This is a genomic window from Rouxiella badensis (assembly GCF_026967515.2).
In the GTDB taxonomy this organism is placed as follows: domain Bacteria; phylum Pseudomonadota; class Gammaproteobacteria; order Enterobacterales; family Enterobacteriaceae; genus Rouxiella; species Rouxiella badensis.
Genome location: NZ_CP114062.1, coordinates 973,742 through 1,000,136 on the forward strand (window position 1 = coordinate 973,742; position 26,395 = coordinate 1,000,136).

The window sequence follows — 26,395 nt, forward strand, 5'->3', positions numbered from 1 at the left end:
AAATAATTACCATTTATAACATCATGCGTTGCGACGTTAAGCAAGCATTCCGGCAATCACCGCCGCAGACAGCATCACCAGCGCGGCAAGGGCAAAGCCAGCCGTTGCCCCGACCCCTATCGGGAAATGAGAGCCGGTTACCAACAGCCCCAACAGCGCGATGCCCATCGCGGCACCGGTCTGGCGCATGGCATTGATGGCCGCCGACGCCGTCGCCGTTTTGCCCGGTGGCGCGTGGTGCAAAAAGGTGGCGATAAGCGTCGGCGTGGCAATGCCTCCGCCGATGGGCATCAGAAAAAGGAAGCAGACGAAGGTGATGTAATCAGCATTAACGTGCGTGAGTACTGCGAGGATAAGGTAATTAGCCGTCGCGATTAAAAGACCAAGAATGAGGGTACGGCGCACCCCCAGGCGGGCCGAGAGAGAGCTGCTGAGGGCATTTGCTAACGCAATAATCGTGAAGGTCAGCAGCGCAAGGCCGGTCATCAGCGGTGAAAACCCGCGATAGTCTTGAAAATAGAGCGTCAGCAGAAAAATAGAACCATAGAACGCAAAGTTCATCATCGCGGCTAATAAAAGGCTTAATGAAAAAATCGAATTTTTGATCAAGCTCTTTGGCAAAAAAGCCCGGTCGTTTGTCTGGATATGCCGCGTCAGGGTAAACAGCGCAAGCAGCGACAGCGCGAAGAAAATCAGTTCTGAGTGGGTCAGGGCGAAATTTTTTCCGAAGGCGATCATGCTGTAAATCATCGTAAAACTGGCAATAACAAACAGCAAAATGCCTTTGGTATCGATATTCTGACCGCGATGCGCCGTCGGAGTTTCAATAAACAGCACGGTCAGAACCCCTCCGGCAAGACAAATCGGAACATTAATCAGAAAAATAACCTGCCAGGAAAGGTGCTCAAGCACCAGTCCGCCGATAAAAGGTCCTGCCGCACTGATGATGCCTCCGATAGCACTCCACCACCCAATCGCCCGGGTTCTCTGGACTGGATTATCCCCACAGACCGCCGACAGCAGGGCGAGTGACGAAGGAACAATAAGCGCAGCGCCGACTCCCTGAGCGATACGGGCAAAAATCATGCTCTCGACGCTGGATGAGCAGGCGCAGAGCACCGAGGCAAGTAAAAACAGAGCGATGCCCGCCAGATTAACCGTGCGATTACCGTATTTATCGCCAAGGCCACCGGCGGCAAGCAGCAGGGCGGCAAAAACGATGACATAGGCGTCGGGGATCCATTGCAGTACCGAAACATCGGCATTAAAAACGTGAGACAGCGTGGGCAGAGCGACATTCACTATCGTCACATCCAGCTGAACCACCACGTAGCCCAGCGAGATGATAAATGCACTTGCGAAGAGTGGTATACGCGACTTATGGACTGTTTTCGTGCTCTGTTGAGAAAACATGGGATCCCCGGTTCGAAAGGCGGTTTTGAGCCAGAGTAACGCAAAAAAATTGCTTTGTAGAGTGATCAATCTACAATGTTTTTATCAACTCTACTCCCAACAAGATGCGTAACAATGAAAAAAAATCTCGGCAGACCCAGAGCGTTCGAGCCTGAAGACTTTCTTAAAGTGGCGATGGAGTGTTTCTGGAGCAACGGTTACCAGGGCACGTCTATCAGCAGCCTGATGCAGGCCTCGGGCCTCGCCAGCGCCAGCATCTATAAGCTGTATCCCGACAAGCGAAGCGTTTTCTTCGCCGCCTTGACGCAATATATGGAAACAGGATTAGCGCGTTTACAGCAACGCAGCAGGGAACTGGACCCCGAAGCCGCACTGCGCGAAACGCTGGAATATGGCGCAATGTTGTCGACCGGGGAAGCTGGAAAGCGGGGCTGTTTAACCATTGCGACCGCCACGGAGTTACTGCCTGGGGATCGAGAAGTACAAGAGAGAGTCGAATTTATGTTCAGCGGTATCAGGCAGAATCTCGAGACGATTTTCCGCCGTGGGCAGCAGCAACAGGTCTTCAGGTCAGATACCCCCGCCGAGGTGATGGCGGAAACGGTGTTTATGCTGCTTGAAGGGATGCGGGTGTACGGTAAGGTTGAACCCGAACTGGAAAATTTGAAACGCACCAACGATTTTATCATGCGCAGCGTGCTGCAAAGGCACGCTGCCAGTTAACTACAGGGCGAAATTTTTACACCGCTTTGGCGGGCGGCTGACGATCTTTCGCATCAAAACCAAACAGCACCTCGGGGTTCCTGACCAGAATCTGTTCCCGCACGGTGCTCGAGGGAGCCCATTCGGCGAGCAGATTGAAGAGGTTCATATCATCCGGCATAGGCGTTTCACCGGCCTGTGCCGCGGGATGAGGCCAGTTGGATCCCCAGACTACGCGCTCGGGCGCGGCGGTGATGTAGCTGCGTGCAATGGCCGAAGTGTCGGGATAGTCGGGTGGGCCAAGGCGAGTATCCATGTAGGCTCCCGACAGTTTTACCCAACCGTTGCCGCTATCAAGCAGACGACGCACGGCCTTATAGGCCGCTGAATTTTCGCCCTGCGGCTGCGGGATGTGTCCCATATGGTCGAGAACCACTGGCGTGGGGAGTTTACGCAGCGTCGTTGAGAGGTCGACAAGCTGCGCGCCGGGCATATAAAACTGCATTTGCCAGCCGAGTCCCTTGATGCGCTGTGCCAGCGTCTCTATCTCTGAAGGTTGAACGGGATTGGTTCGACCGAAAAGCACGCGGATCCCCCGAACGCCTGCATGGTTGAGTTTCTCTAGTTCGTCGTCCGTCACCCTGGAGTTAATGACCGCAATTCCTCGCGCCGCCGCGCCCATCTGCGCCAGCGCATCCAGCAGACAGCGGTTGTCAATTCCATAGGCCGAAGGGGTGACGATAACATTGCGGGTGGTGCCTAAACGCCGTTGAAGGGCGCGATAATCGGTGACCGTGGCGGGAGGGGGCGTGAGTTTTGCGCCGGGCAGCGTGGGAAAGCGGGAGTCATAAATGTGGTGGTGACAGTCGCAGGCACCGGAGGGGACGGTGAAACGTCTTTTCGCCTCATTTTCCGGGATAGGCTTGGCCCAAACCGCGCCGTTTATCGCCGACATCATCCCGAGAGCGGTCATGCCAAGCACCACTGACCGGCGGCTATAGCCGTTGTTGTTCATCTTTTTCTCCATAATGATGATTATTTTCCATTGAGCAGGCACCGGCTGCGTAGGGTTGGTGCCATTTCAAAGTATCGCTATGGAGAACGATAAATTCCAAATCCGCTATTTCATTAATGCATTCCCGTGGGTGAAGCTTATGGCCTCTTTATGCCGACGGCAACGCGGCCAAGGCCGACTCGACCATGGCAAACAATTCTGGCTGAGACGCACCGTCGCGGGCCTGAAATGAAATCGCCTGCGTTACGCCCAGAAAATGTGCCGCCAGCGCCTGGTCATCGGCGTTAGCCGGCAGGTCGCCTTGTGCTATTCCTCGCTGAATGCGCGCGCGGATCAATTCGCGTGTTTCGACCCGCTTATTGCGCAGAAAGGCCCAGGCTTCGCGATTCTCAGCGTGATTATTGACCACGCCCATGACCATCAGACACCCGCCTGACTCGGAGGACGTTGCATTGGCGATAGCGCCTTCCAGCATGGCGCGCAGCCCCTTGCGCGTGACATCCTCCTGATTCAACGCCTCCATGGTTTTGCTGCCAATGGTCGCGATGTAGAGGTCTACGGCCTCGTAGAACAGCGACAGTTTGCTGCCAAAAGCGGCGTAAAAACTCGGCGGATTAATGCCTAATGCTGAGGTGAGATCCACAAGCTGCGTGCCCTCGTAGCCTTTGCGCCAGAAAATCTCCATTGCCTTTTGCAACGCCAGGCTGCGGTCAAATCCCAGCGGACGTCCTCGTCGTTTGGCCATGTTTTACCCTGTTTGTCGATCGAAATTAATTATGTAGTCACAATAACACAATTGCTTGGCGCTGATAAAAACTATCGCTTATGTTAATGATGTAATTTCTAGTACATAAATAAAAAAACCGGTCTCAAGGAGAGACACCCCGATGAATTCATTGCACGTTAAGGAAGATTCTACGGTGCGTTTACCCGTGGCGATTTACGCATTGAGCTTTGGCATTTTTGCGATGGTCAGCAGTGAATTTCAGGGGAGCGCGATAATAAATGCGATAGCTATGGGCCTGCGGGTCTCGGTTGCCCTGGTGGGATATTGGGTGTCCTGGTATGCCTGCGCCATGATGCTCGGCGGGCCGAATTTACCTATTTTACCCCGATCCCTGGCTCAATATCCGGTTTCTCAAACGGCATGATAACGGCGCTGCTGGGGTTGATTTCGTTAGCGCCGGAGTGGAAAACGTCAGTTAAATCAACGCAGCAGGCCGAGGTGGTCCACAAGAATGGACGAACCGATGCCGATAAGCACGACGCCGCCTAGCACTTCGGCCCATTTGCCGATAGCGCCGCCGAGGAAGCGTCCGAGCAGCATGCCGCTGGTTGCCATTATTGTTGTGGCAGCACCGATGGTGAATGCCATAACAATAATATTAACCTGCAGGAAGGCGAGACCGACGCCAACGGCCATCGCATCGAGGCTGGTGGCTATCGCGGTGGTCACCAACAGCCAGAAGCCATGGCGGCGCGGGATCTCTGCCTCATCAATACTCTCTTTTTTGAAACCTTCATGGATCATTCGCAGGCCAAGAATCAGCAGCAGGCCGAAGGCCACCCAGTGGTCCCAGCTCATAATGAATTTGCTGGCTGCCAGCCCGATACACCAGCCGATAATCGGTGTAATGGCCTCGATCACGCCAAAAATTAAGCCGGTACGCAATGCTTCTTTAAACGGTGGACGATGCAGTGAGGCACCTTTGCCAATAGCCGCGGCGAAGGCGTCCATCGACATGCCAAAGGCGAGAATAAGAATTGCGTATGTGTTCATAAAACAGACCAGTTAAGCCTTTCAAGAGCAATAAAGGCTATTAATTAAAAGAGGCCGCTAGTCTGCCATAAAAAATTAAATAAAAAAACCATATTTTTCATGTACTTATAGCATGTGGTAAGATACATAGCCCAGGCTATACTTGGGCAAAACTTCCCCAATAACGTTAAGGTTTAATCGCCTAAGTAATGAAAACATTCAGTAATTATAAAAACTTAATCGAAATAGGGTTATTTGACTTTAGATGAGGAGTGCCCCGCAGAGGCAGCCGCGGGGCTGAGGGATGCCGAAATTAAATTAATCGATTAGCGCGCCCCCTTCGATATCCACCACTGAACCGGTGACAAACGGATTATCAATGATAAAGAGATATCCTTTGGCGATATCCTCTGCGCGTCCCCAGGTTTTGGCCGGCAAAGAAGCCGCCGCTTTCTCCAGCATTTGCTGGCGTGCTTCGGGGACCATAGCCGCATAGGCTTCGGTATCGGTAAGCCCCGGACTCACGGCATTAACGCGCAGCGGTGAGAGCTCTTTGGCCATAATCTTGACCGCTGCCTCCAGAGCGGCATTGATGGTCGTTTTCACCATCGTGCCCGCGACGCTGCGACGCGCCAAAAAGCCGCTGGTCAACGTCAGGGTGCCGCCTGTTTTGACCTGACTCGCAAGATGCTGTACCACGGCAAGGCTGCCCCAGAACTTGGTGTCAAAGGCCTGTTTTGCCGCTGAAAGGTCGAGCGCGCTGAGTGTGCCGCCCGGCGCCAGTGAACCCGCTGTTACGACGATATGGTCAACCTGGCCCAACGTTTTCGACAGCTCGCGCAACGCTCCCTCATTGGCGATATCCAAGGCTATCGTCTCAATCTGCGCATCAGAAGTTCGCAACGTTTCAGCCGCACGCTGTAGCTTTTCGCCGTTGCGACCGGCAAGGATCAAACTATCTCCCCGTGCGGCCAGCTGTTGCGCTACCGCGAAACCAATGCCCGATGCGCCGCCGATAATCAAAGTACGTTGTTTGCTCATGATTGATTCCTTATTGACACAATAAAATAGAGTGAGTGTTCAGGCACCCTTTTGCGCCTGCATAAGGGGGATGTATTGACTTTACCTCTGCAACCCGTATTTGATAATGACGACAAAAACTGATTATCTATTCAGGAAATCCGAATAATATGGGCAAGCTTGAAGATATGGCCTTACTGGTCGAAGTGGTGGAGGCGGGCGGTCTGGCTGCGGCAGGCAGACGGATGAATTTGTCTCCGGCGACCATGACGGCGCGTCTAAAGGCGCTGGAGGAGCGCTATCAGACCCGGCTATTTAATCGCTCGACGCGCTCAATTGCGCTGACACGAGCAGGAGAAGAGTTTTATCATTCGGCGCTACGCGTGCTGGAGGAGATGGTGCAGGCCGAAGCTAAACTGACGCAAAAAGAGGGCGCATTGAGTGGGACACTGCGTATTTCTGCCCCTTCCGATTTCGGTCGTCAGTATCTGTCACCGGCGCTGCTCGACTTCGCAAAGTTATGGCCCGAAGTGAGGGTTTCGGTGTTTTTGAGCGAAGATGTCGTAGATCTTATAGCCCATCGTCTGGATATGAGCATCCGCTTTGGCAATCTCCCGGACAGCAATCTGGTGACCCGTTTTATTAAAGCTAATCGCCGAGTGATAGTCGCCTCACCGGCCTATCTGGAGAAACACGGGGTACCGGATGCGCCGCAGGCGCTGCATCATCACCGCTGCCTTGCGCTGCAGAGTCGCGGTACGTTGCTCAATGAATGGCGTTTTGACAAAGAGGGCGCACCTGAAACCGTGCGCGTTACGCCCGTCATGGTCTGCGATGACGGGGCACTGCTGCGCCAATGGGTGCTGGCGGGCGCAGGGATAGCCAGTAAATCCTGGTGGGACGTCAAGCGAGACGTCGAACAGGGGCGGCTCAAGGTTTTGTTGGCCGACTGCTTTCTGGGCTTTAGCCGTCATGATAAAAAGCAGGTTGGGCTACAGTTTGTCTATCCGCAGCGCCGTTTTCAGCCGTTGCAGGTCTCGACCTTTAGTGAATTTTTCATTCAGTGGCTCGAAAAGGAATAACCTTAGTCTGGATTGCTGGCATCAAACGCCAGCCGCGCCTGTTCAACCTGCGGCAGATAGTTACGCGTCCAGTCATACAACGCCTTGAACGGCTCTTTCAGCGTGCGCCCGAGCGGCGTGATTTCATATTCAACGGCGATAGGCGAGGAGGTAATAACTCGCCGTTCGATAATGCCGTTACGCTGTAGGCGGCGCAGGCTCTGGGTCAGCGCCTTTTGGGTGATGCCTTCCAGCTCACGTTTGAGCATATTGAAACGCAGAGGTTTTTCACACAGCTGTGCGAGTATCAGCACCGACCATTTATCGGCAATCTGGTCGAGCAAGAGACGGTGAGGGCAGTTAATCCCGGTAACAGGTTGTATTTCGGACATCGTGGTTTCCATGGAGATACCTGGTAGCTGTAAAGTGCCTAATTGACACCTAGTATACACATTATACTATGAATGCCGATAACCTAAACGGAGAAATACCCTGTGAGCAGATCAAACGTAGACGCCCTGTTTCAACCCTTTCATCTGAAAGGCCTGTCACTGAAAAACCGAATCGTTATGGCTCCGATGACCCGTTCCTTCGCGCCAAACGGCGTGCCGGGTGAAAATATTGCCGCCTATTATCAGCGCCGCGCCGAGGGCGAAGTCGGACTTATCCTCTCCGAAGGGACGGTTATCAATCGCCCCGCGTCGCGAAACGATGCCAACATTCCGTTCTTCCACGGCGACGAGGCGCTTAAAGGCTGGAAAAAGGTCATCGATGAAGTGCACGCCGCGGGCGGCAAGATGGGGCCACAGCTGTGGCATACCGGCTCGGTGGTCAGCTTCCTGACCGACTGGGTGCCTGAATCCCCGGTCGAAAGCCCATCAGGCCTGATAGCTCCCGGCGAACCGCGCGGTGAGGCCATGAGCGATGAGACCATTGCCGACACTATCGCCGCCTTCGCTCAGGCCGCGGCCGACGCCAAACGTTTAGGTTTTGACGTCGCGGAAATTCACGGCGCGCACGGTTACCTGATTGACCAATTCTTCTGGGCCGGAACCAACCAGCGTACCGATGCCTACGGGGGCGCCACGCTCAAGCAGCGTTCGCGCTTTGCGGCCGAGGTGGTGAAGGCAATGCGTGAAGCCGTCGGGCCTGAGTTCCCGCTCATTTTGCGCGTCAGCCAGTGGAAACAGCAGGACTATTCCGCACGTCTTGCCCCGACGCCACAGGAGATGACCGACTGGTTGCTGCCATTGGTTGAGGCCGGTGTGGATATTCTGCACTGTTCGCAGCGCCGCTTCTGGGAGCCAGAATTCCCTGAAATTGACGGCGAGAGCGGGTTGAATTTTGCCGGCTGGGCCAAGAAGTTGACCGGTGCCGCCACCATCAGCGTCGGATCCGTTGGCCTGTCGGGCGACTTTATGTCCGCCTTTGCCGGTGAAAGCTCGCACCCTGCCAGCCTTGATAAGTTGATCGAACGTCTGGAGCGCAACGAGTTTGACCTGATTGCCGTCGGTCGCGCACTGTTGAGCGATCCACATTGGGTTACGAAAATCCGCACCGGTAATCAGGCCGCACTCAAAGACTTCACCGCCGAGGCGCTGCGAGAGTTGGTGTAAACCTCTGCGTTAAGCCCCGGAATTCGGGGGGCCGCTCGCTGCTTATTTTCGGCTCCAGAAATTAAGCAGCGGCGTGACCGTAATTCCATGCACCAATACGCTGGCGGTAATAATCGTCAGCGCGCAGTTGGTCATTATTGTCGCCTCGCTGCCCTGCATGCCGTGCGTGTAAGCATAGGCAATATAGTTGAGACTCCCGATGCCACGTATTCCCAGCCAGCCAAATAATATGCGCTGCTGACGGGAATAAGACGAACGCCAGGTCGATAAATACACCGCTAGCGGTCGGATAATAAAGAATAAAATAAATGCCAGAATAAGGCCCATGAATTCCCAATGCTGGGCCAGCGTGACGCCTAATACAATCACAATCGCGGCGGCGAAGAGTCGCTCAATCGTATCGCCGAAAGACAGCGCATCACCAATCAGCAGGCCCATGGATTTTAGCGGGCTTCGTTGCTCGATAGCGTGGCGCAGATGCGGGTTGATCATCATCTCGGCGGGGGGATTTTCCTCCTGCTCCTCTTCAGCCGGATTCTTTTTCTGCACTTTAAGCTCGGCACTACGCAGGCCCACACCGGCGGCAAAGGCGGCCAAAAAGCCCGAAGCATCGACCGAGATAGCTAGCGCAAAGCTTAGGCAGATCAACGATAAGGCAATAAAATCGCTGGGCGCAACCTCACCCTGTGCATGCCGCCAATGGGTAGAAATAAGCCCGATAAGCCGGCCAAGACCGTAGCCAATCCCCAGTCCGGCAACCAGCGACCACACGACGTCAATCGTAAACCAGTGGACAAGCGCCTGCGTCGAGAGTGCCCCTTCGGCGTTGTGCCACAGCAGCGCCAGCATCAGCAAAGGAAGCGCCGTACCGTCATTAAGCCCTGCCTCGCTCGACAGAGAAAGCCGCAGACTGTCGTCATCACGCGCATCGTTGATGGCGATAAGACTGGCTAACACTGGGTCGGTCGGGGCGATAATGGCCGCGAGCGCCAGTGAAATCGGCCAGGATAATCCGGTCAGATAGTGGGCAATCACCATGACGCCCAGCACAGTGAGGATCATTCCTGGAATGGCGAGCCGAACGCCTATACGCCAGATGCTGGCCCGCAGCGGTAAGCGTATCTTCAGGCCAGTAATAAACAGCGAGGTCGCGATGGCGATTTCTGTAATACGGCTGACGATCGTCGAGTGGGCCAGAACGTCAATATTAAGCACGTTGAAGCCCCACGGGCCGCAGGCGACGCCGACCAGCAAATAAATACCGAAAATAGGGACCGGTGTGCGATTTATCCAGCCGTAAGAGAGCGACATTAGCAGGAGTAAACCGCCCGTTGCTGCAGTCCATGCGAGATAATTCATACTTCCCCTTGTGTGTAATAAAATAATGAAAAGAATAAAGCTAAGTGTTTTCCTAACCCATTATAGTACAGACGAAAAAATACCCGCACGAGGCGGGCAAAGTCGCTTAGAACACAGGGAGTAATAACTGTTTAAAACCTAGCAGAGATTTTTTAATTCGCTAATCGTAAGGGATAAATAATATCCGTTAATAAGTCTGCTACCACTTCACCGCGCTTTGCTGCCAGGCCAGCACCCTGTCACGCACGGCAAACAGCAGCGTAATCAGCGACGAGAACAATAAGGCCATGACGATCAGCGCACCATACATATTGGCGTAGGCCGCCCAGCCCTGCGCCCACTGTAGATACCAGCCAAGGCCAGACTTGACCCCCATCATCTCCGCCGCGACCAGCACCGAGAAAGATGCCCCCAGCCCCATAAACAGCCCGACAAACACGTGCGGCAGTGACGCCGGAACCGCGACGCGCAGAATCAGGAACACATTGCTGGCCCCCAGCGTTCTGGCAACATCGTAATAGCGACTATCCACGCTTGAGACACCGGACCAGGTCAATACGGTGACCGGGAACCAGGTTGCCAGAGCGATAAGAAATATTGCCGCCGAGAAGCTTGAAGGGAAGAAGTACAGCGACAGCGGCAGTAGGGCGGTGGAAGGCACCGGACCCAAAAAACGCAGGATCGGATGCACCCAATACCCCAATCCGCGCGACCAGCCGATCGCCACGCCGGTGACAAATCCGCTGATGCTGCCAAAAATAAAGCCTAGCGCCAGAAGTCTCAGCGAGTTCAACACGCTGTCGCCAAGCCGATACCAGTCGGTTGCATAGGCTTCGACCAATGCACGAGGCGGCGCAAAGAACGGGGCAGGCAGCAGTGCAAGTTTGGCGGTCACCGTTTCCCAAATGGCAATCAACACCGCTAACGCCACTAACCAGCGTGCCGCCCGCTGTAACGGCGAAAACAGCCAGCGCCACTGCACCACAAGGCCCAGTAATACTGCGACGGTGAGCAGGGCCGAGAAGAGGGCGAACAGGCGATGAGTCTCGCCTACAAAGCGCGGCGTTGCAAAGCCGACCGGTTTGTCCGGCCAGAAAACCATGAGCGCCACCAGGCCCCACCAGGCGAGGAGGGCGATACCCAATGCGGGCGTCAGCGCCAGCTTCTGGCCTTTCAGAGCCGGGCTTTTTAGTCTGTCGAGCGTATCACTGGACATGGCAACTCCTTATTAGCCCATCTTCATGTTCATGGCATCGTGCGAGGCCGGAAGCAGGTTCGGCACGTAGTGATCGGCAAACTGCTGGGCGTTGGTCTCAGGGCGTATAACGTTGATAAGCTTCAGCTCGTTAACGTAGGTCGCCACTTCACTGCGCAGTTGCTCACCGGTTGAGTGATGATTGTGGGTATGTTCCTTGAGCATCGCGGTGATGTCGTCAATCGGTACATTGCCCGGCACATAAGGGGCGAAGATTTTGGCGGTTTCGGCCGGGTTATCCGCCGTCCACTGCTGCGCGTCGACAATCGCCTGAGTGATGGCACGCGCCACCGCCGGATTATCGCGCACCAGCGAGCCTCGCAGACCCAGCACGCAGCAGGTCATGGTGTGGTATTCGCCGCTCATGTTGTTGTCCACCTCTTGCAGGTCGTAGCGATGCTTGATGAGCCATCCCTGCGGATCGTCGCTGGCAATCGCCTGCACTTCCCCCTTCTTCAGGGCCTCACCAAACAGGTCGGCCGGATACTGCACCCAGTTCACCTGTTTGTCGGGATCGATCCCTTGTTTCGCCAGCTGGATAGCAAAGAAGTTACGCAGCGGGCTGGCCTGATCGCTCACCGCCACGTTTTTGCCCACCAGATCTTTCACGCTGTTGATACCGGAATTTTTGGCGGCCAGCAGGCGCATACAGCCGCCGTGGGTGCCCACGGTCAGGTCAACGTCGAAGCCCTGTTCAAGCGGTTTGAGCCAGCGCAGTGCCATGCCTATACCGCCGTCGGCCTGTCCGGTGGCAATCGCCTGTAACAGCGAATCAGTGGGGCCGCTGAAGTTAACCGGCTCCACGTTCAGGCCATATTTTTTGAAGAATCCCTGTTTTAAGGCGACGGAAATGGGGGCCTGACATACCGCCGTCTGGCCCCACGCCAGTTTGACCGTCGTCAGCTTGCCCGCGTCGACGGGCGCGGTGTCGGCCCAGGCGGGAAAGACCGAGGAGAGGCCAAGCCCTGCGCCAAGTAATCCCGCCCGTTGAATAAAAGCACGCCGTGAAGAGTCGGTATATCCTGCCATATTTAATTCCGCCATTGTTTATAAATAAAATACTTCAGGGGTAAAGGAACATTCATTGTAAGAAACTATTTTGAATTAACGTTTAATGTTGCAGGTTTAGATAGACGGATAAAATAACAATAGTGCATTAATATTTTCATCTCTCGCTTATTCACTTTTCAGGTTAGCTTTGCTGTTATTAAGCATTTACCTTTACCTCAAAAACCGGAATATTTTATTTCAGAACAACCATCAATGGGGTAGGCCATGTCTTCAGGCGACACAATTAAAAGCACCACAGGGTTGGCGCTGGATATTAATCAGGTGAGCCACGCATTTTATCTGGAAGGAAAAACGCTTCCGGTGCTTGAAGATGTTTCCCTGAAAGTTGAACCCGGTGAGTTTGTCGCGCTGCTCGGTCCATCAGGCTGTGGGAAATCCACGCTGTTGCGCCTCGTAGCCGGGCTGGATAACCCGATCGCGGGTGATATTTTTGAGGACGGACGCCCGCTGTTGCAGCCCGATCCCAGCCGCGTAGTGGTGTTTCAGGATCCGACGCTTTACCCATGGCGCAGCGTGTGGGGCAACGTCTCTCTGGGGCTGCAAACGCGCGGTAAACTGACCGACGACGGCCGCAGCCACGTTGACAAGACGCTGGAAAAGGTCGGGCTTAGCCAGTTCGCCAACGCCTGGCCACATCAGCTCTCTGGCGGCATGGCGCAGCGCACCGCACTTGCCCGCGCACTGGTTAATCATCCGCGTCTGCTCATCCTCGACGAACCGCTCGGTAAACTGGACTCGCTCACCCGCATTCGCATGCAGCAGGAGTTGGTGAACCTGTGGCGCGAACAGCGTTTTACCACGCTGATGGTGACGCACGACGTTGAAGAGGCGCTGCTGATGGCGAATCGGGTGGTGGTCTTTAGCCCACGTCCGGCCCGAATCATTGAAACTATCGATGTTCCCTTACCCTACCCGCGACGTCGTGATGACCCGCGCCTGGTTGAATTACGTACTCAGGCGCTGCAGTTGCTCGGCGCCGACGTTCCCGTTGCCTGATTATGTGTGGAGCACACCATGACAATTCATAATGGAATTACTGAACTGGTTGGACAGACGCCGTTATTAAGGCTCAAGCGGTTTAGCCAGGAAAATAAATTAAACGTTGACCTGCTTGCCAAGCTGGAATATTTCAATCCCAACCACAGTATTAAAGACCGCATTGCGCTGGCAATGATTGAGGCCGCCGAACGTTCCGGTAAATTAAAGCCGGGTGTCACGCTGGTGGATACCACCAGTGGAAATACCGGTATTGGTCTTGCGGCCATCGCGGCGTCTAAGGGATATAAATTCCGCGTTTATTTACACGACAAACTCAGTGAGGAGCGATTCGCTATTCTCAGCGCTTTCGGTGCCGAAATTATTCCGTTTAGCCAGGTGCCCGGTTTCGATAAAATCCTTGAGGAGAGCGACGGGGACTTCGTGGCCGCCGCCAAATGGCTGGCTGACAATGTTATCCTCAAGGAACCCAATATCTTCTTCACCTATCAACTGGAGAACCCGGCTAACCCGCAGGCACACTATGAGAGCACGGGGCCGGAAATCTGGCAGCAGACCTCGGGGCAGGCCGACATCGTTGTCGCCTCGGTGGGCACCGGCGGAACGCTGTCAGGGACAGGGCGTTATCTGCGCCAGCTCAAGCCGGACATTAAGCTTATCGCCGTTGAACCGGGGAGACATTCAATTCCCGACAAAGATAACCCTGAGGTCAGGGAAATTACCGGCGTTCATGCCTTCAGCACCGTGACACCCGAGCGCGTGCCGCTGACGCTGGACCGTGAGCTGTTTGATGAAGTCGTGGCGGTTGAAAGCTGGCAGGCCGTTCAGGCCGCGCGCGAAGTGGCAAAAACCGACGGTATTCTGATTGGCGAATCTTCGGGTGCCGTGCTGCATGCGGCACGCGAGATTGCGCGTCGCCCGGAGAATGCGGGTAAACGCATTGTGACCCTTCTTGCCGACAGCGGGTTGACCTACCTCTCTACCGGTCTGTTTAATCCGCAGCTGAGCGTCGAACAAATCAAGATTGAGGCATTGCTAAAAAGTCAGGCGCTGGCCTGAGAAAGGCACAAATTTAGAGAAGATTAAATAGAGTCTGCCCCGCAAGGGGCAGACTTTTTGCTATCAGTGTTTGTCCAATGACCAGGTCGCGCTACTGACATTAACGGGGGTCGGCAGCAGGCCAACCTGGGTGAATTTATCCGCTAACACCTGTTGACTCTTGAATACTGCTGGAGTCATACGCTGCGCGTCATAAGGCATTCTTGCTAACGCTTTTGCCCAGATGTTTTTCGCCAGACCGGTTGATTTCGACAGGATCTCCGCCGTCTCATCGTGATGCTGATTTGCCCAGTCACTGGTGGCCTTAAGCTCGGTAACCAGTTTTTCAGCGGTTTGCGGATAGGTGTCGGCAAATTTACGACTGGCGAGGAAGAAGGTGTAGTGCGGCACAAGACCTTCGGCGTTCTGCACTTCTCGTGCCTTGGCGTTGGTTTCTACCTCAGCCAGGAACGGGTCCCAGATAACCCAGGCGTCGATATCGCCACTCTGGAAGGCGGCGCGAGCGTCGCCCGGCACCAGATACACCGGCTTGATGTCCTTGTAGCTCAGCCCGGCCTTTTCCAGCGCCGCGACCAGTAAGTAGTTAACGTCTGAGCCTTTGTTAAGCGCAACGCGTTTGCCCTTCAGGTCGACGTGGGTGGCGGCAATGACCCGCACATTCACTTTTACGGCGCGATGTGACCCGACCCGCGTGACTTCGCGCTCCTGTAACACGCGCAGCAGTTTTACCTGTAGCGGCAGACTCAGCTCGCCAATCTCATCCAGCAGCAGCGTGCCGCCCTCGGCGGCCTCAAACCAGCCCTGATGGCGCTCGCGTGCGCCGGTAAAAGCGCCTTTCTCATGCCCGAACAGCTCCGACTCCGCCAGACTTTCGGTCAGTGCGCCGCAGTTCACCGCCAGAAACGGCTGCTGTCGACGCGGGCTGTGATGATGTAAATAGCGAGCAACTCCCTCTTTACCGGTACCGGTTTCACCGACTATCAATACCGTGGCGTCGGTTGGCGCGAGGCGGTCGAGCACGCTTTGAAAGGCAATCGAGGCGGGATCGATAAGCGTTGGGCCATGATTCTGCATCATTCACTCCTGAGGTGAGAGGGAAGCAAACAATACCGCCCTGAAAGCGGTTCGGCGAGGGGCCCAAAAGTCAAATTGCTGCATTTGCAGCAGCGCAGGCACAGCGATTGTTGCAAATGCAGCAAATTATTCGAGAGGGAATGTTTATAAATAATTGAAATGTAATAAAAATAAATTTTCTGCGAAGTGGCACACTTCCTGCAATTCTATTTATAACCAAACTGTGAATTTGTATCTAATAAATTCAGATATCGTTATATAGGAAATGGATAATGAGTGAATCAGCGCAGGAAAACATCAACGTATTCTGGTTTTTGCCGACCCACGGAGACGGCCGTTATCTTGGCACCACCGAAGGCGGCCGCCCGGTCGACTTGCCTTACCTGCAACAGGTGGCACTCGCCGCCGATAATCTCGGCTACTACGGCGTGCTGATCCCGACCGGAAAAAGCTGTGAAGATTCCTGGCTGGTCGCCTCCGCGCTGGCACCTATCACCAAAAAGCTGCGTTATCTGGTGGCGGTGCGCCCAGGCCTACAGCCGCCTACGCTGGCGGCACGCATGGCGGCCACGCTTGACCGGCTTTCCGAGGGAAGATTGCTGATTAACGTGGTGACCGGCGGCGATCCCGTTGAGAACAAAGGCGACGGCATTTTCCTCAGCCACGGCGAGCGCTACAAGGTAACGAAAGAGTTTCTTGAGGTGTATTCACGCCTGCTGAAGGGCGAAAAGGTCGATTTCCACGGCGAGCATATTCGGGTGGAAGGCGCCGAGGTGCTGTTCCCTCCGGTCCAGCAGGACGGTCCACCGCTCTATTTCGGCGGCTCTTCCGAAGAAGCTATCGACGTGGCGGCCAATCAGATTGATACCTATCTCACCTGGGGCGAGCCGGTGGAGCAGGTGGCCGAGAAACTGGCCGTGGTGCGCCAGCGTGCCGAAGAGCGTGGTCGTACACTCAGCTACGGGATCCGTCTGCACGTGATCGTGCGTGAAACCGAGGAGGAGGCCTGGGCCGCCGCCGACCGACTTATCGCGCATCTGGATGAAGACACGATTGCCGCCGCGCAGAAAATCTTCGCGCGGATGGACTCCACCGGACAGGCCCGCATGAGTGCACTGCACGGCGGTTCACGCGATTCACTGCGCATTGGGCCGAATCTCTGGGCGGGCGTGGGGCTGGTGCGCGGCGGTGCCGGTACCGCCTTGGTGGGCAATCCGCAGCAGGTTGCGGAACGCATTCGCGAATATCAGGCGCTGGGCATCGAAAACTTTATTTTCTCCGGCTATCCGCACCTCGAAGAGGCGCATCGCTTTGCCGAGCTGGTGATGCCGCTGCTGCCGTTAGCCTCGAACGCCGAAAAGCGTCAGCGCACCGTGAATACCGGACCTTTTGGCGAAACCATCGGCGGCGACCGTCGTCCCGTGAAGCAGACTAGCGCAAGCTAAGGAAAATCCCATGAGCCAATCTTCTCTTGAACAACCGATTCAGTTTGCCTATTGGGTGCCTAACGTCTCCGGCGGGCTGGTCATCAGCAATATTGATCAACGCACCGGCTGGGACTTCGAGTACAACCGCAAACTGGCACAGATTGCCGAGCGCGCCGGGTTCGACTACGCGCTGACGCAGATTCGTTTCACCGCCGGTTATGGCGCAGACAACCAGCATGAGTCGGTCAGTTTCTCCCACGGCCTGCTGGGCGCGACCGAGAAACTCAAGGTGATTGCCGCGCTGCTGCCGGGGCCGTGGAATCCGACGCTGGCGGCCAAGCAAATAGCCACTATTAGCCATCTGACCAACGCCCGCATCGCGGTGAATATCGTCAGCGGCTGGTTTCGCGGCGAGTTCAAGGCCATCGGTGAGCCTTGGCTGGACCACGAGGAGCGCTATCTGCGTTCTGAAGAGTTCATCCGCTGCCTGCGTGGTATCTGGCAGGAGGAGAGCTTTAACTTCGCCGGTGATTTCTACCGTTTTCGCGACTATGTGATGAAACCGAAGCCGCTTAATCCGCTGCCGGAGATTTTCCAGGGCGGCAGCTCTCGCGCGGCACGCGACATGGCGGCCCGCGTTTCCGACTGGTACTTCACTAACGGCAACAGCGTTGAAGGTATTCGCCAGCAGGTTGAGGATATTCAGCTCAAGGCGGCCGCCAACCAGCATCAGGTGAAGATTGGCGTCAACGGCTTTGTGATTGCCCGCGATACGGAACAACAGGCGCAGCAAGTGCTGCAAGACATCGTCGCGCAGGCCAATCCTCACGCGGTAAAAGGCTTCCAGCATGAGGCGAAAAACGCAGGTAGCGCGTCGCCGGAAGGTGAGGGCAACTGGGCGAAATCTACCCTCGAAGACCTGGTGCAGTACAATGACGGCTTCAAAACCAATCTGATCGGCACGCCGCGCCAGATTGCTGAACGTATTATTGCGCTGAAAAAAGCCGGTGTGAGCCTGATGCTGCTGGGCTTCCTGCATTTTCAGGAAGAGGTGGAGTTCTTTGGCCGTGAGGTTATTCCGCTGGTGCGCGAGCTTGAGCGTCAGCAACAGCCGGAGCTGAGTCATGGCTGAGCGGCATATCGTTATCGTCGGCGGCGGTTTTTCCGGCACCGCGCTGGCGATTCATCTTGCGCGCAGCGGCCACGCTGGCCTGAAGGTGACGGTTATCGAACCGCGCGAGCAGTTGGGACGCGGCGTTGCCTATGGCACCCGTGACCCTTCGCACCGCATCAACGTTCCGGCTGAACGCATGCATCTTTCGGCCGCCGAAGAGGGTGATTTCGACCGCTGGTTCCGTGCCTCGCCTGCCTGTCAAATTGACGCAGAGGTCCGCTGGCACGACGGCAAGCTGTATCCGCAGCGCGCCCAGTTTGGTGCCTACCTCAACGAGCTTTACCGCCTTGCCGCCGCGTCCTCAGCGGTGAAACTGCACCACGTGCGTGACCGCGCCGTTGCATTGGAAAACGGCGCGGTGATCACCGCCTCAGGCCAAGGCTATCGGGCGGATGACGTGGTGCTGGCCATCAGCCACCCGCCTCCGGCATTGCCTTCGTTGCTGAAACATTTAACGCATTCGCGCGCGCTGGTCGCTAACCCGTGGCGGGTTGACGCGCTGGCGGGCGTCGTGCCCACGGACCGCGTGGCGATTATCGGCAGCGGGCTCACCATGTCTGACGTGGTGGCCTCTCTGCATCGGCAGGGGCATCGCGGTGAAATCACAGCATTTTCGCGTCGTGGGCAGCTGCCGCGTCCGAACCTCAGCGGACAGTTTGCGCCGCGTGCGCTGGACTATTCGCGTCCGCAGGCTGCCACCGCGCGTGGTTGGCTACGGCGTGTCCGTGATGAAATTAAAGCCGCCGCCGCGCTGAATCTGCCGTGGCAGCTGGTGCTGGATGATATTCGCAGCAACGGCCAGCGCCTGTGGCAGCAGTTTTCGCTGAAAGAGCAACAGCGTTTCCTGCGCCATCTTCGTCCATGGTGGGACGTGCACCGCTACCGCATCGCGCCGCAGGTCAGTGCGGTGCTGGAACAGCTTCAGGACGACGGACGATTGACGGTGAAGGCCGCGCGGTTGGTCAAGGCCGAAGACAACCAAGGGCGAATCACGCTGACGCTACAGCCGCGCGGTGCCACGCCTGAGTCTCTGACGGTGGATAAAATTATTGTTACCACCGGTCCTGCGCATGGCGCGCTGCTGAGCAGCGATGCGTTGCTTAGCCAACTGGCGACGCAGGGAGCCATTCAGGCCGATCCGCTGGCGCTGGGCATCTGGGTGAACGCCCAGTCACAGACGCTGAATATTCACGGCAACGCCAACCCGCATTTATACGTGGTCGGCCCGGCCGCGCGTGGCCGCTTTGGTGAGCTGATGGGCCTGCCGCAGGTTGCAGAACACGCCGAAACGCTGGCGCGTAGTCTGTTAGACACGGCCTCATTTCCTCAGGCGGGACGATGTCCGGCTTCACTGAAAACCCTCTGAGCAGTTGCTTATTTTTCTGATTTTTTTCTGATTTTAATGACCACAATCACGGCTGATTCAGGCAGCGGACGCTGCCTCTCTCGCCCAGGGAGTACGCTATGTCTTCACAAAAAGATCTGTCTTCACAAAACAATTTATCTTCACAAAACACGGTGTCATCGCAGCGTGAAATTCGCCTAAACGCTTTTGATATGAACTGTGTTGGCCACCAGTCTCCCGGTCTCTGGGCCCATCCGCGCGATCGTTCATGGCAGTACAAGGATTTGGAATATTGGACCGATCTCGCTCGCCTGCTCGAACGCGGCAAGTTTGACGGCCTTTTTATCGCCGACGTGCTGGGCGTGTATGACGTGCTCAACGGCAACAACGACGCGGCCATTCGTAATGCGACGCAGGTACCGGTTAACGATCCGCTGGCGCTTATTACGCCGATGGCGCTGGTCACCGAACATCTTGGATTTGGTCTGACGGCGTCGCTGTCGTTTGAGCATCCTTATCCTTTTGCACGCCGTCTTTCGACGCTGGACCATCTGACCAAAGGCCGGGTGGGCTGGAATATCGTGACCTCTTATCTTGAGAGCGGCGCACGCAATATCGGCTATAAGGCACAGACCGATCACGATGCGCGCTACGACTACGCCGACGAATATTTGCAGGTGGTTTACAAGCTGCTCGAAGGCAGCTGGGAGGAGGGCGCGGTGCTGCGCGACCGCGAGCGCGGCATCTTCAGCGATCCGAGCAAAATTCATCCTATTAACCATCAGGGCACCTTCTTCCAGGTTCCCGGTATTCACCTGTGCGAACCCTCGCCACAGCGCACGCCGGTGCTCTATCAGGCGGGCGCGTCGAGCCGTGGCAAACAGTTTGCCGCCGAGCATGCCGAATGCGTGTTCGTGGCCGTACCGTCCAAGGTACTGCTGAAGAAGACCGTCGCCGATATCCGCCGCCGCGCCGCCGAAGCGGGGCGAGATCCGCGCAAAATTCTCATTTTCAATTTGCAAACGGTGATCGTCGGCGAGACCGACCTCCAGGCGCAGGCCAAATGGCAGGAATACAAAAGCTATGTCAGCTATGAGGGGGCATTGGCGCTGATTTCGGGCTGGACGGGCATCGACTTTGGTCAATATCAACCCGACCAGGTGCTGAAACACTTGCACACCAACGCCATTCAGTCGGCGGTAGAAACTTTCTCGACCGCTGATCCAAACCGTCAGTGGACGGTGCAGGGGCTGGCCGACTGGGTCGGCATCGGCGGTTTTGGTCCACTCATCGTCGGCAGCGCCGAGACGGTGGCCGACGAGCTGCAAAGCTGGGTCGAAGAGACAGACGTCGACGGCTTCAATCTGGCTTATGCCGTGACCCACGAAACTTTCACCGACGTTGTGGACCTGCTGGTTCCTGAGTTGCAAAAGCGCGGCGCCTACAAGAAGGACTATCAGCAAGGGACGCTGCGCGAAAAGCTGTTCAATCAGGGGCCGCGTTTGCAGGTTCCGCACCCCGGCACCGGTTATCGTCACCGCGCCGAGAAACAAGCCCAGCCTGAGGGAGCGGCGGAATCATGATTGAAATCGATAATCTGCATAAGCACTATCCGGCACCGGCGGCCAAGGGCAAAAACATCGAGGTGCTAAAAGGGATTTCTCTCACCGTGCCTTCGGCCTCGATAACCGCCGTGGTCGGACCGAGCGGTGCGGGGAAATCCACGCTGGCAAAGTGCATCAGCCTGTTGGAAAAACCGACGTCAGGCAGCATTCGCGTTAACGGTAAAGACCTGTCTCGGCTGTCTGGCGAGGCGCTGCGCCGTGAACGTCGCGCGATAGGCACGGTTTTTCAGTCCTCGGCGCTGCTGCAACGTAAAACCGCCTGGGACAATATCGCGCTGCCGCTTGAGTGGCTTGGCGTCGTGCCGCGCGACATCAAAAAACACGTCGGCCAGCTGCTCGAAAGCGTCGGCCTTGAGGACAAGGCGCACCATTTTCCCTCCCAGCTTTCCGGCGGTCAGCGTCAGCGGGTGGGCATCGCCCGTGCGCTGGCGCTCAAGCCGTCGGTGTTGCTGGCGGACGAGGCGACCTCGGGGCTCGATCCCGAGTCCACTGCGTCGATTCTGAGCCTGCTGAAACAGCTGCGCGACCAGTTTGGGCTGGCGATTGTGTTGATAACGCACGAGATGGACGTCGTGCGCAGCGCGGCCGACGCGGTGGCCGAAATTCGCGATGGCAGGCTGTTGCAGCAGGGGTCGCTCCAGCACCTGCTGGCGCAACCGGAGTCGCGTCTGGGCCAACAGCTTTTCCCGCTGCGCCCGACAGAGGCCGACGGGGAGCTGGTGCTGCAACTGAGCTACGGTGACCGGCCGTTGGCGACCGACTGGATAAGCCAGCTCAGCCAGCAGTATCCGTTGCAGGTTGACGTATTGGCCGCGCACGTCGAGAAGGTCGGTGAACGGCTGGCGGGAAGGATGCAGGTCGCGGTGCGCTTTACTCAGCGTCCGCTCGACACCCAGACGCTGATTCAACAGCTGTATCGACTTGGCATCAATTCAGAAATTATTCAGACTCGCGCCGCGCTACAGGAGGCGGTATGAAACCTGTAGACGTGCTGAGTCAGGACACGCCGTGGAGCCAGATTCATACTCTGATGGTGCCGGCCTACCTGCAAACCTGGCTGATGGTCGGCATCGTGATGCTGTTTGTGGTTACGCTCGGCGGTTTGCTCGGCGTGGTGTTGTTCAACACTTCGAAGCGCGGACTGTTTCCCCACGCCAGCCTGAATCATGCCCTCAGCTGGCTGGTCAATATGGGCCGTTCGCTGCCCTTTCTGGTACTGATGGCGGCGATTATCCCGTTCACCTTCTGGCTCACCGGTACCACCATCGGCACGCCTGCGGCGGTGATCCCGATGATTGTCGCGGGGACGCCGTTCTTTGCGCGTCTGGTGGAGAACGCACTGCGCGAACTCCCGGCCGACGTCACGGCGGTCGGGCTGGTGTCGGGAGGCTCTACGTGGCAGATAATCACCCGGGCACAAATCAGCGAGGCGCTGCCTGCGATTGTGGCGGGTATCGTGCTGAACCTGATTTCCATGATTGAATATTCGGCCATCGCGGGCACCATCGGCGCGGGCGGTATCGGCTATCTGGCCGTGGTTTACGGCTATCAGCGCTTCGATAACCACATCATGATAGCCACCATTATTGTGCTTATTGTCACCATTCAACTGATCCAATTTATTGGCGATCGACTGGTTGCCTCTCTTCAACACGCAAAGGGTACACATTCATCATGACGCAGCAGGATTTTGAAATTAAAAAGAAAAAAACGTGGCCGTGGATCGTGCTCGGGGTTGTGGTTATCGTTGTTGCCGCCGTGGGCTGGCATTTTGCTTCGCAACAGCGTCACGCGGTGACCTTCGGCACCACGCTTAAGGTGCACTTCGAGCCTGCGATGGCCGGTGAACAGAAGCTAATCGAGTACGTCGCGCAAAATATTGCGCCGGACTATGGCATCAAGATCATTGCCGAAGGGCTTCAGGATCCCGTGCAGGCCGACAGGGCGGTAGCAGACGGGCAGTATGCGGCAACGGTTTATCAGCATCAGTGGTGGCTGAAACAGGTGGTCGATGCCAACAAGTTTGCCCTTACCCCGACCGAGCCGCTGTTCCAATGGGCGTTTGGCATTTACTCAGATAAATATCATTCGATTGCGGATTTACCTCAGGGGGCGGTGATCGTCGTGCCTAACGACGGCGCGAATCAGGGGCAGGCCCTGTGGCTGTTGCAGCGAATTGGCCTGATTGGTCTGGACCCGAACGTTGAACCGCGCACCGCCAAGCTGTCGGACATTAAAGAAAATCCGCATCACTTTATATTCAAAGAGTTGGATTTGCTGACCATGCCGCGGGCACTGAATTCTGTGGATGCCGCCATCGGCTACGTTTCGCAGTTTGACGCCGGTAAAGTCCCACGCGAGAAGGGCATTCTGTTCCCTCCTGCACCGAAAACCTTCGCCTCGCAGCTGGTGATCGGCACACCTTATCTGGATGACGAAAATATCGTCAAGCTGAAGAAGGCTTTCGCCGACCCTCGCGTGCAGCAGTGGCTAAAAGAGACCCATGACCCTCTGGTGAGAGACGTTTTAGTGCCTGTTTCCGCACAATAAGTCCCAGCATTTCGGGTCATTGACCGGGTTCGCTTAACGCTAACCCGGTTTTTGCGCTGCCTGCAAAATAACTTATTAACTTATTGATAATATTGAATTTGTTATCCATATTTGTTGTTTGTTATTCCTCTCTTTGCACTTTATAACTCGTGTTATCACCTGCCACTGTTATCGACATTGGTCTGCACAATAAAAAACACGAGGGTTCTATGAGCACGATTAACATTGACGACGGCGTTGCTTCGCCGCCGTCCCATTCAACACCGATAGGATCGGTTGGCGACGTCGCTAAACTGATTAACAACAGTTCGAAAAAAAATACCTACGCGCGCTTTATCGTTTTCCTTGCGCTGGGCGGGGTGTTTCTTGATGCCTATGATCTGACCACGCTGTCATACGGCATCGATGATGTGGTCAAAGACTTCGGCCTTACGCCGACGCTGACCGGCCTGGTCACTTCTTCCATCATGATTGGCACTATCGTTGGTAACCTGCTGGGCGGTTGGTTAACCGATAAGTACGGCCGTTATTCGGTATTCATGGCCGATATGCTGTTCTTCGTGGTATCGGCGATCGCTGCCGGTCTGGCACCTAACGTCTGGGTGCTGATTGGCGCGCGCTTCCTGATGGGGGTCGGGGTAGGTATCGACCTGCCGGTAGCGATGGCCTATCTGGCCGAGTTCTCTAAATTTACCGGTAAAGCCAATAAAGCCTCAAGGCTGGCCGCCTGGTGCCCGATGTGGTACGCGGCCTCGTCGGTGTGCTTCCTGATCATTTTTGGCCTCTATTTTGTGCTGCCAAAGGAGCACATCGACTGGCTGTGGCGTGCGTCGCTGCTGTTCGGCGCGGTGCCTGCACTGCTGATTATTGCCGTGCGCAGTAAATTTATGAACGAATCCCCGCTGTGGGCGGCCAATCAGGGTGACCTCAGCGGTGCTGCACGTATCCTGCGCGACTCTTACGGTATCACCGCTCATGAAGATAAATCTGTCGCTCAGGAACAGAAGAAAGCGCCGCCGAAGGTCAGCTTCCGCGTGCTTTTCCAGAAGCCTTACCGTGAACGGACTTTGGTCTCCGGCGTGATGAACGTCTGTGTCTCGTTTGAATACACCGCGATTGCTTTCTTCCTGCCGTCAATTTTGGCGCAGTTCCTCGGCGCGGGCGTGTTTGAAACCATCTCTGCCTCGCTGGGCCTGAATGCGCTGTTCGCCTTTACCGGCGGGCTGCTCGGGATGCGTCTGGCGTGGAAATTCCCGTCGCGCCACGTGGCGATTGCCGGTTTTGCCCTGCAATTTATCGCCCTGATTTCACTGGCGCTGATTGGTCATCCGACGGCGCTGGTTGGCGTCATCTTCGCCATTCTGATGCTCGGCCTGTGGCTGTTTGCCGAAGGCTTTGGTCCGGGCGCGCAGATAATGATCTATCCGGCGCTGTCTTATCCTACGCACGTTCGCGCGACCGGCGTGGGTTTCAGCCGCTCGCTGTCGGGCATCGGCAGTGCTCTGGCGCTGTTTATTCTGCCGATCCTTCAGGCTTCATTCGGTACCAACATGTTCTGGATTGTCTCCCTGAGCGCCATCCTGCCCATCGTATTCTTGCTGGTAGTCCGCTTTGAGCCGACTCGTCGCGATATTGATGACCATTCTGAAAACGGAGAACACCATGCCTAAGCAACTGACGACTGACTATCAAACCCTGGCGGCCCGTTTCCGTCCGATATTTACCCGCATCGCCGAAGGGGCCGTCGAGCGTGAGCTGGACCGCCAGCTTGCCGTAGAGCCGATCCGCTGGCTAAAAGAGGCTGGCTTCGGCACGCTGCGTATTCCTGTCGAAGAGGGTGGTTTCGGCGCTACGTTGCCGCAGCTGTTTCAACTGCTGACCGAACTTGCCGAGGCGGATTCCAACCTGCCGCAGGCGCTGCGGGCGCATTTTGCCTTCGTGGAAGACAGACTTAATCAGCCCGACAGCGAAGAGCGAAAACGCTGGTTCCGCCGCTTTACCGACGGTGAGCTGGTGGGCAGCGGTTGGACCGAAATCGGCAATCTCAAGCTCGGTGAAGTGGTCACCAAGGTGTCACCGAGCGAAAACGGCTGGACGCTCAACGGCCACAAGTTTTACAGCACCGGCACGCTGTATGCCGACTGGATTGACGTCTACGCCCAGCGCGGTGACAACGGTCGTGACGTGATTGCGCTGGTGAACACCCATCAGACGGGCGTACAGCGTGAGGACGACTGGGACGGTTTCGGTCAGCGCCTGACCGGCAGCGGCACCACGCGTTTTGAGCAGGCGAAGGTGGAGGCCCCACACGTCTATGACTTCAGCGAACGTTTCCGTTATCAGACGGCGTTTTATCAGCACGTGTTGCTGTCAACGCTGGCGGGTATTGGCCGTGCGATCACCCGCGACGTGGCGCAGGGCGTCGCCAACCGCAAGCGCATCTACAGCCACAGCAACGCCAACCTGGTGAAGCAGGACGTGCAGGTGTTGCAGGTCGTCGGGCAGATTTCCAGCTGGGCCTATGCGGTTGATGCCACCGTTCAGCAGGCGACTCAGGCACTGCAACAGGCTTATGAGCTGCACGACAGCGGCGACGAAGCGGCAATTCAGCAGGCTAACGTAAAGGCCGAGGTCGACTCTGCCAAAGCGCAGGTGATTGCCACCGATCTGGTGACGCGTGCCGCCACCGAGCTGTTTAACGCACTCGGTGCATCCGATACGCGTACTTCTAAGGCACTAGACCGCCACTGGCGAAACGCACGTACGGTGTCTTCCCACAATCCGGTTATCTATAAATCGCGTAACGTCGGCGATTGGGAGGTTAACGGAAATGAACCGACGTTTATTTGGCAAATTGGCAACGGTGAGTGAGGA

25 protein-coding genes are annotated in these 26,395 nt (G+C 56.2%); 15 read left to right on the plus strand and 10 right to left on the minus strand.

All coding sequences use genetic code 11. The features are described 5' to 3' along the window. Window positions 1–36: 36 nt before the first annotated feature. Complete coding sequence (locus O1V65_RS04640; protein ID WP_269130223.1) at window positions 37–1,413, minus strand: MFS transporter; 1,377 nt, start codon at window positions 1,411–1,413, stop codon at window positions 37–39. A gap of 114 nt (window positions 1,414–1,527) precedes the next feature. Here O1V65_RS04640 and O1V65_RS04645 point away from each other — a divergent pair, with 114 nt between their 5' ends. Then, entirely contained in the window at window positions 1,528–2,136 is a 609-nt protein-coding gene (locus O1V65_RS04645; protein ID WP_017490546.1) for a TetR/AcrR family transcriptional regulator, read from the plus strand. A 16-nt stretch (window positions 2,137–2,152) separates the two neighbouring features. Here the strand turns inward: O1V65_RS04645 and O1V65_RS04650 are convergent, their stop codons facing one another. Together O1V65_RS04650 and O1V65_RS04655 are read right to left on the minus strand one after the other, a co-directional pair. After that, window positions 2,153–3,130, minus strand: coding sequence for an amidohydrolase family protein (locus tag O1V65_RS04650; RefSeq protein ID WP_269130224.1), 978 nt, complete (start codon window positions 3,128–3,130; stop codon window positions 2,153–2,155). A 148-nt stretch (window positions 3,131–3,278) separates the two neighbouring features. After that, window positions 3,279–3,875, minus strand: a complete 597-nt coding sequence (locus tag O1V65_RS04655; protein WP_017490548.1) for a TetR/AcrR family transcriptional regulator — start codon at window positions 3,873–3,875, stop codon at window positions 3,279–3,281. 142 nt (window positions 3,876–4,017) lie between these two features. Between O1V65_RS04655 and O1V65_RS04660 the strand changes: the two genes are divergently transcribed. Further along, window positions 4,018–4,281, plus strand: a complete 264-nt coding sequence (locus O1V65_RS04660; RefSeq protein ID WP_017490549.1) for an MFS transporter — start codon at window positions 4,018–4,020, stop codon at window positions 4,279–4,281. A 56-nt stretch (window positions 4,282–4,337) separates the two neighbouring features. On the opposite strand, the gene mntP is transcribed toward O1V65_RS04660, so the two are convergent. Both mntP and O1V65_RS04670 read right to left on the minus strand, forming a co-directional pair. After that, a complete protein-coding gene (gene mntP / locus O1V65_RS04665; RefSeq protein ID WP_269130225.1) occupies window positions 4,338–4,910 on the minus strand; it encodes a manganese efflux pump MntP in 573 nt (190 codons plus the stop codon). 297 nt (window positions 4,911–5,207) lie between these two features. Further along, entirely contained in the window at window positions 5,208–5,930 is a 723-nt protein-coding gene (locus tag O1V65_RS04670) for an SDR family oxidoreductase (RefSeq protein ID WP_017490551.1), read from the minus strand. A 149-nt stretch (window positions 5,931–6,079) separates the two neighbouring features. Between O1V65_RS04670 and O1V65_RS04675 the strand changes: the two genes are divergently transcribed. Then, the gene (locus O1V65_RS04675) at window positions 6,080–6,991 is read left to right on the plus strand and encodes a LysR family transcriptional regulator (RefSeq protein ID WP_227955090.1); all 912 of its coding nucleotides are present in this window, start codon (window positions 6,080–6,082) and stop codon (window positions 6,989–6,991) included. Window positions 6,992–6,993: 2 nt separating this feature from the next. On the opposite strand, the gene O1V65_RS04680 is transcribed toward O1V65_RS04675, so the two are convergent. Beyond that, window positions 6,994–7,362 carry a winged helix-turn-helix transcriptional regulator gene (locus tag O1V65_RS04680; protein WP_026110354.1) on the minus strand — a complete coding sequence of 123 codons (369 nt, stop codon included), beginning with the start codon at window positions 7,360–7,362 and terminating at the stop codon, window positions 6,994–6,996. A 102-nt stretch (window positions 7,363–7,464) separates the two neighbouring features. On the opposite strand from O1V65_RS04680, the gene O1V65_RS04685 reads away from it, so the two are divergent. Continuing rightward, window positions 7,465–8,586 (plus strand): NADH:flavin oxidoreductase, encoded by a 1,122-nt coding sequence (locus O1V65_RS04685; protein ID WP_017490554.1) that lies wholly within the window; start codon window positions 7,465–7,467, stop codon window positions 8,584–8,586. A gap of 42 nt (window positions 8,587–8,628) precedes the next feature. On the opposite strand, the gene O1V65_RS04690 is transcribed toward O1V65_RS04685, so the two are convergent. The 3 genes from O1V65_RS04690 to O1V65_RS04700 form a co-directional block, all read right to left on the minus strand. Then, a complete protein-coding gene (locus O1V65_RS04690) occupies window positions 8,629–9,945 on the minus strand; it encodes a cation:proton antiporter (protein WP_017490555.1) in 1,317 nt (438 codons plus the stop codon). Window positions 9,946–10,144: 199 nt separating this feature from the next. Then, entirely contained in the window at window positions 10,145–11,161 is a 1,017-nt protein-coding gene (locus O1V65_RS04695; RefSeq protein ID WP_017490556.1) for an ABC transporter permease, read from the minus strand. Window positions 11,162–11,173: 12 nt separating this feature from the next. Next, window positions 11,174–12,229, minus strand: a complete 1,056-nt coding sequence (locus tag O1V65_RS04700; protein ID WP_017490557.1) for an ABC transporter substrate-binding protein — start codon at window positions 12,227–12,229, stop codon at window positions 11,174–11,176. A 246-nt stretch (window positions 12,230–12,475) separates the two neighbouring features. Between O1V65_RS04700 and O1V65_RS04705 the strand changes: the two genes are divergently transcribed. Both O1V65_RS04705 and O1V65_RS04710 read left to right on the plus strand, forming a co-directional pair. After that, a complete protein-coding gene (locus O1V65_RS04705; RefSeq protein WP_017490558.1) occupies window positions 12,476–13,267 on the plus strand; it encodes an ABC transporter ATP-binding protein in 792 nt (263 codons plus the stop codon). 18 nt (window positions 13,268–13,285) lie between these two features. After that, on the plus strand, window positions 13,286–14,326 hold the full coding sequence (locus O1V65_RS04710) for a PLP-dependent cysteine synthase family protein (protein WP_017490559.1): 1,041 nt from the start codon (window positions 13,286–13,288) through the stop codon (window positions 14,324–14,326). 63 nt (window positions 14,327–14,389) lie between these two features. Here the strand turns inward: O1V65_RS04710 and O1V65_RS04715 are convergent, their stop codons facing one another. After that, window positions 14,390–15,400, minus strand: coding sequence for a sigma 54-interacting transcriptional regulator (locus tag O1V65_RS04715; protein WP_269130511.1), 1,011 nt, complete (start codon window positions 15,398–15,400; stop codon window positions 14,390–14,392). Between the two features lie 272 nt (window positions 15,401–15,672). On the opposite strand from O1V65_RS04715, the gene ssuD reads away from it, so the two are divergent. The 9 genes from ssuD (at window position 15,673) to O1V65_RS04760 (ending at window position 26,392) form a co-directional block, all read left to right on the plus strand. Then, window positions 15,673–16,845, plus strand: a complete 1,173-nt coding sequence (gene ssuD / locus O1V65_RS04720) for an FMNH2-dependent alkanesulfonate monooxygenase (protein ID WP_017490562.1) — start codon at window positions 15,673–15,675, stop codon at window positions 16,843–16,845. 10 nt (window positions 16,846–16,855) lie between these two features. After that, window positions 16,856–17,959 carry a dimethylsulfone monooxygenase SfnG gene (gene sfnG / locus O1V65_RS04725; protein WP_269130226.1) on the plus strand — a complete coding sequence of 368 codons (1,104 nt, stop codon included), beginning with the start codon at window positions 16,856–16,858 and terminating at the stop codon, window positions 17,957–17,959. After that, entirely contained in the window at window positions 17,952–19,367 is a 1,416-nt protein-coding gene (locus O1V65_RS04730) for an FAD/NAD(P)-binding protein (RefSeq protein ID WP_269130227.1), read from the plus strand. The genes sfnG and O1V65_RS04730 overlap by 8 nt, the downstream gene beginning before the upstream one ends. A gap of 152 nt (window positions 19,368–19,519) precedes the next feature. Then, on the plus strand, window positions 19,520–20,929 hold the full coding sequence (locus O1V65_RS04735; RefSeq protein WP_026110355.1) for an LLM class flavin-dependent oxidoreductase: 1,410 nt from the start codon (window positions 19,520–19,522) through the stop codon (window positions 20,927–20,929). Next, the gene (locus O1V65_RS04740; RefSeq protein WP_165429165.1) at window positions 20,926–21,948 is read left to right on the plus strand and encodes a methionine ABC transporter ATP-binding protein; all 1,023 of its coding nucleotides are present in this window, start codon (window positions 20,926–20,928) and stop codon (window positions 21,946–21,948) included. Before O1V65_RS04735 ends, O1V65_RS04740 begins: the two co-directional genes overlap by 4 nt. Next, window positions 21,945–22,649 carry a methionine ABC transporter permease gene (locus O1V65_RS04745; RefSeq protein WP_017490567.1) on the plus strand — a complete coding sequence of 235 codons (705 nt, stop codon included), beginning with the start codon at window positions 21,945–21,947 and terminating at the stop codon, window positions 22,647–22,649. Before O1V65_RS04740 ends, O1V65_RS04745 begins: the two co-directional genes overlap by 4 nt. After that, on the plus strand, window positions 22,646–23,521 hold the full coding sequence (locus tag O1V65_RS04750; RefSeq protein ID WP_269130228.1) for a MetQ/NlpA family ABC transporter substrate-binding protein: 876 nt from the start codon (window positions 22,646–22,648) through the stop codon (window positions 23,519–23,521). The genes O1V65_RS04745 and O1V65_RS04750 overlap by 4 nt, the downstream gene beginning before the upstream one ends. Before the next feature lie 209 nt (window positions 23,522–23,730). Next, the gene (locus O1V65_RS04755) at window positions 23,731–25,191 is read left to right on the plus strand and encodes an MFS transporter (protein WP_165429166.1); all 1,461 of its coding nucleotides are present in this window, start codon (window positions 23,731–23,733) and stop codon (window positions 25,189–25,191) included. Beyond that, the gene (locus tag O1V65_RS04760) at window positions 25,184–26,392 is read left to right on the plus strand and encodes an acyl-CoA dehydrogenase family protein (protein ID WP_084912227.1); all 1,209 of its coding nucleotides are present in this window, start codon (window positions 25,184–25,186) and stop codon (window positions 26,390–26,392) included. The genes O1V65_RS04755 and O1V65_RS04760 overlap by 8 nt, the downstream gene beginning before the upstream one ends. The last annotated feature ends 3 nt before the right edge of the window (window positions 26,393–26,395 follow it).

What these genes read in the sequence shown, in the direction of transcription:
- O1V65_RS04640 (WP_269130223.1), bottom strand. Translation starts at nt 1,413, where the DNA reads ATGTTTTCTCAACAGAGCACGAAAACAGTCCATAAGTCGCGTATACCA.
- O1V65_RS04645 (WP_017490546.1), top strand. Translation starts at nt 1,528, where the DNA reads ATGAAAAAAAATCTCGGCAGACCCAGAGCGTTCGAGCCTGAAGACTTT.
- O1V65_RS04650 (WP_269130224.1), bottom strand. Translation starts at nt 3,130, where the DNA reads ATGAACAACAACGGCTATAGCCGCCGGTCAGTGGTGCTTGGCATGACC.
- O1V65_RS04655 (WP_017490548.1), bottom strand. Translation starts at nt 3,875, where the DNA reads ATGGCCAAACGACGAGGACGTCCGCTGGGATTTGACCGCAGCCTGGCG.
- O1V65_RS04660 (WP_017490549.1), top strand. Translation starts at nt 4,018, where the DNA reads ATGAATTCATTGCACGTTAAGGAAGATTCTACGGTGCGTTTACCCGTG.
- mntP (WP_269130225.1), bottom strand. Translation starts at nt 4,910, where the DNA reads ATGAACACATACGCAATTCTTATTCTCGCCTTTGGCATGTCGATGGAC.
- O1V65_RS04670 (WP_017490551.1), bottom strand. Translation starts at nt 5,930, where the DNA reads ATGAGCAAACAACGTACTTTGATTATCGGCGGCGCATCGGGCATTGGT.
- O1V65_RS04675 (WP_227955090.1), top strand. Translation starts at nt 6,080, where the DNA reads ATGGGCAAGCTTGAAGATATGGCCTTACTGGTCGAAGTGGTGGAGGCG.
- O1V65_RS04680 (WP_026110354.1), bottom strand. Translation starts at nt 7,362, where the DNA reads ATGTCCGAAATACAACCTGTTACCGGGATTAACTGCCCTCACCGTCTC.
- O1V65_RS04690 (WP_017490555.1), bottom strand. Translation starts at nt 9,945, where the DNA reads ATGAATTATCTCGCATGGACTGCAGCAACGGGCGGTTTACTCCTGCTA.
- O1V65_RS04695 (WP_017490556.1), bottom strand. Translation starts at nt 11,161, where the DNA reads ATGTCCAGTGATACGCTCGACAGACTAAAAAGCCCGGCTCTGAAAGGC.
- O1V65_RS04700 (WP_017490557.1), bottom strand. Translation starts at nt 12,229, where the DNA reads ATGGCAGGATATACCGACTCTTCACGGCGTGCTTTTATTCAACGGGCG.
- O1V65_RS04705 (WP_017490558.1), top strand. Translation starts at nt 12,476, where the DNA reads ATGTCTTCAGGCGACACAATTAAAAGCACCACAGGGTTGGCGCTGGAT.
- O1V65_RS04710 (WP_017490559.1), top strand. Translation starts at nt 13,286, where the DNA reads ATGACAATTCATAATGGAATTACTGAACTGGTTGGACAGACGCCGTTA.
- O1V65_RS04715 (WP_269130511.1), bottom strand. Translation starts at nt 15,400, where the DNA reads ATGCAGAATCATGGCCCAACGCTTATCGATCCCGCCTCGATTGCCTTT.
- ssuD (WP_017490562.1), top strand. Translation starts at nt 15,673, where the DNA reads ATGAGTGAATCAGCGCAGGAAAACATCAACGTATTCTGGTTTTTGCCG.
- sfnG (WP_269130226.1), top strand. Translation starts at nt 16,856, where the DNA reads ATGAGCCAATCTTCTCTTGAACAACCGATTCAGTTTGCCTATTGGGTG.
- O1V65_RS04730 (WP_269130227.1), top strand. Translation starts at nt 17,952, where the DNA reads ATGGCTGAGCGGCATATCGTTATCGTCGGCGGCGGTTTTTCCGGCACC.
- O1V65_RS04740 (WP_165429165.1), top strand. Translation starts at nt 20,926, where the DNA reads ATGATTGAAATCGATAATCTGCATAAGCACTATCCGGCACCGGCGGCC.
- O1V65_RS04745 (WP_017490567.1), top strand. Translation starts at nt 21,945, where the DNA reads ATGAAACCTGTAGACGTGCTGAGTCAGGACACGCCGTGGAGCCAGATT.
- O1V65_RS04750 (WP_269130228.1), top strand. Translation starts at nt 22,646, where the DNA reads ATGACGCAGCAGGATTTTGAAATTAAAAAGAAAAAAACGTGGCCGTGG.
- O1V65_RS04755 (WP_165429166.1), top strand. Translation starts at nt 23,731, where the DNA reads ATGAGCACGATTAACATTGACGACGGCGTTGCTTCGCCGCCGTCCCAT.
- O1V65_RS04760 (WP_084912227.1), top strand. Translation starts at nt 25,184, where the DNA reads ATGCCTAAGCAACTGACGACTGACTATCAAACCCTGGCGGCCCGTTTC.